Origin of the sequence: Acinetobacter sp. 40AMC3-4 (genome assembly GCF_049898185.1) — a bacterium.
Lineage (GTDB): Bacteria > Pseudomonadota > Gammaproteobacteria > Pseudomonadales > Moraxellaceae > Acinetobacter.
On record NZ_JAFCXG010000022.1, the window covers coordinates 12,907 to 15,789 of the forward strand.

Here is a 2,883-nt window from a genome sequence, read left to right on the forward strand (position 1 = left end):
ATGTAATCCTGAAGAGAGTGATGAGATGGAAACCTCTCCCGGTCATGCTTGTCAGGGATTTGTCCATATATGGAAGTGCAGTGCTGAAAACTAAGGATCCATCTAATGAGAAGAACTGCCTGGGATTAATCTGCCAGGAATATTAAATTATAAAGTTACATAACTTACGCAACTTATAAACTTGTGTAATCCTGAAGAGAGTGATGTGATGTAAAACTCTTTCTATACTGCCATACTTACAATACCAGCGCACAGCCCAAAGAATGATTTCGCCCCAAAGATGATGCCGACTATGGAAGTGATTCATCTATTGAACCTTTAGCTGAAAAGCTATTTACAACACTGCCAATTTTTCCTCTTTTATAGCGTTTACTCTAATTTCAACTGCTACAAAAGAGGAAAGACGATTCATCAATTAATAGTCAAAGCTGAAGAAATTTTCAGGGAAACAAGAACGGAAAGCTTTTTGAATATCGCTGTACTCACACTCAGGATGCTTCTCTAAATAACGTCTAGTCCAAATCAGTGTGGCTTCATAATCGTTAAAGCACTGATCGAGTTGTAAAAAAATCCACAGTTCATGGGCTTTTTGAATGAAAAAGTCATTGATAATCATGAGAGCAATTTTCTTTTCAGTGTTTGAATCCGGGTATGAGTACATAGTATGTTTCTCCTATAGAGATGATAAATAGATTAATTGATAAGCTATTTATAACACATAAAAAATGTGTTTGTCACATAATTTATGTGATTTTTGTAATTTTATGGTCTGTGTTATACTTCTAATCCAAACAGATTGTATTTATCACGATGCCGTACGAAGAATTTCAAAGACTTATGGGGAAAGCAGGTCTTTCAATTAAGGAATTTGCAACATTATTGGACATGAACCCAAATTCCATAACTAACTATAAAAAGATCGGAAAAGTACCTACTCATATTGCTGTTCTGGTTTATTTGCTTTCTAGCATGAAAGATGAGGGTGTAGACTTTTACCCTATTTTCGAAAAAATTAAGTCGTATTCAAAAGACTAAGACTCTAGTTTTTTTGATTGTTTTAAGCTGTTAGTGATGACGTAAAAAATGCCTGAAGTTCAGGCATTTTTTGTTTCAGGGACTTATAAGCCTCGATAGAACTTTTCAATAAAGTTTCGAGTTTTGAGAACCAGGGTATTCATCATGGTCTTACGTTTTGAGATCTTAGGGCGAGCAATCGGTAAGTCTTTGACATCTTCCCGGCTAGGTAGACGCTGGGTGTATTCATATTGGCTGAGCACCGTTTTGAAGACTTCAGGTTTGATGGCTTCTTTTTGACACAGCTCATTCAGTGCCTTTTCTTTCTCCACATCCCAAAACTGAACAAAGGCTTGTTCAACGCTTTGACCATCGGCCATGCGTGGAATGTTTTCATCCAGAAACTTTTGAATCAGCTCTTGTTTGTCATACAAGTTGTGGTTGGTCGAGATGATATCTTGCACTTGGGAACGATACTGTTGTTTCTTTTCTGGATCTTTATGATTGACCACCGATTGCAGTAAATTCAGGATATAACCGACATTCACGGTATCGCGGTGGATCAGTTCCAGTTGGAAATTGACATCATTGAGGATCGATACTTTGTCTTTAGGCTGGACCACACGGACGTTGTTGTACAGATATTTGTATTGTGAGGTATGTTTCTGGAATTCTGCCTTATTTAAATTGGTATCGTCCTAGTCATACTCGACAAAGTTTTCCAATTGGGCATTGATCCGCATCAGCTTTTCGGGTTTACGCCCCTATTTCTTATAGTATAAATTTTTGAAATATAATACTATTTACTTTGGAATTACATGCGATGCGATAAATTTCGAATAAGAGATTTTATGTTAAATAATGGTTTTTATATGATCTAGTATTTCTAAATATAAGTGCAATTTTACTAAGGTTGCTTAGATGCTATGGAATCTAAATATCTAAATTGTTCATCCCCCTTTACTTCATTTTCATGTTTAATCACCGCTATTAGTAAAACTATGGTCATAGCCCCAGCTAGATAGGTGATCTTTTTTCTCATGATTTCCTTGTAGTGAAATTTTTTTTGCTTATTTTATATAAATTATATAAATAATAAAATTGTGATATATACCAATCTGTTAGGCAAATTAGTCCTATTCCAAATAACCAAAAAAAGCCGATATCTTTGTAAGCTCTAACCCACAAAAATTGAGGGATAGTTTTCGAAATAGAGTCTTTGATAAAATAGTAAAAATCAATAAATACCTACTTTTTAAACCATTATCATTTAGAGAATATTACAAAGTTGTTTAAAAAAGCCGACTTGTTTCCAAGTCGGCTTTTCGACATCGTCGAGCACATTTTTTATATCATAAATTTCCGATTTTTATAATTTTCAAAGTCTATCTTTCAGCTCTTTATACAACAAAGCCGAACTGAATTAAAAATAGAAATGTAGTTGAGCTGATGCTTGCTCATTTCTTTATTTTTAGTAATTGAGGTGAACATACTGTCAGTACATGGTAGTTATAAGTAACGTGTAACTTTGTTTGCACAAAGATTTGAGTTATGCCAAGTGATGGATTGATTTGTACTTAAAATTTTAAGCTTATCCACTTGCTTTGCAAGCCACTACACTTTATTTACAATCCTATGTTGTGGAAGTAGGGGATCTTGTACTCGCCCAGTATGTTCAACTTGATTATATCTAAAGGACTATTAGGCTTCAATCAAATCAATTTTCCAATTATTCGACTGAATTAACACGTTTAAATCACGTAATTTAAGACTAATATCATCAGCTTGTTTTTGTAATGATGAAACTGGAATAACTTTATGCCACTTTATTTCCCGCGTACTATAACGATCAGATTCACGAGATGTATT

At 34.4% G+C, this 2,883-nt stretch carries 2 protein-coding genes and 3 pseudogenes; 1 reads left to right on the top strand and 4 read right to left on the bottom strand.

What is annotated here, in order from left to right:
- Positions 1–175 precede the first annotated feature (175 nt).
- Positions 176–307, bottom strand: a pseudogene (locus ACP7BU_RS14965) (IS6 family transposase); the annotation flags it as partial.
- A gap of 108 nt (positions 308–415) precedes the next feature.
- Positions 416–661 carry a hypothetical protein gene (locus ACP7BU_RS14970; protein ID WP_034171689.1) on the bottom strand — a complete coding sequence of 82 codons (246 nt, stop codon included), beginning with the start codon at positions 659–661 and terminating at the stop codon, positions 416–418.
- Between the two features lie 149 nt (positions 662–810).
- Between ACP7BU_RS14970 and ACP7BU_RS14975 the strand changes: the two genes are divergently transcribed.
- Positions 811–1,035, top strand: coding sequence for a helix-turn-helix transcriptional regulator (locus ACP7BU_RS14975; RefSeq protein WP_004676219.1), 225 nt, complete (start codon positions 811–813; stop codon positions 1,033–1,035).
- 83 nt (positions 1,036–1,118) lie between these two features.
- On the opposite strand, the pseudogene ACP7BU_RS14980 reads toward ACP7BU_RS14975, so the two are convergent.
- Positions 1,119–1,688: pseudogene (locus ACP7BU_RS14980) on the bottom strand (type I restriction endonuclease subunit R, EcoR124 family); the annotation flags it as partial.
- A 1,027-nt stretch (positions 1,689–2,715) separates the two neighbouring features.
- Positions 2,716–2,883: pseudogene (locus ACP7BU_RS14985) on the bottom strand (DIP1984 family protein); the annotation flags it as partial.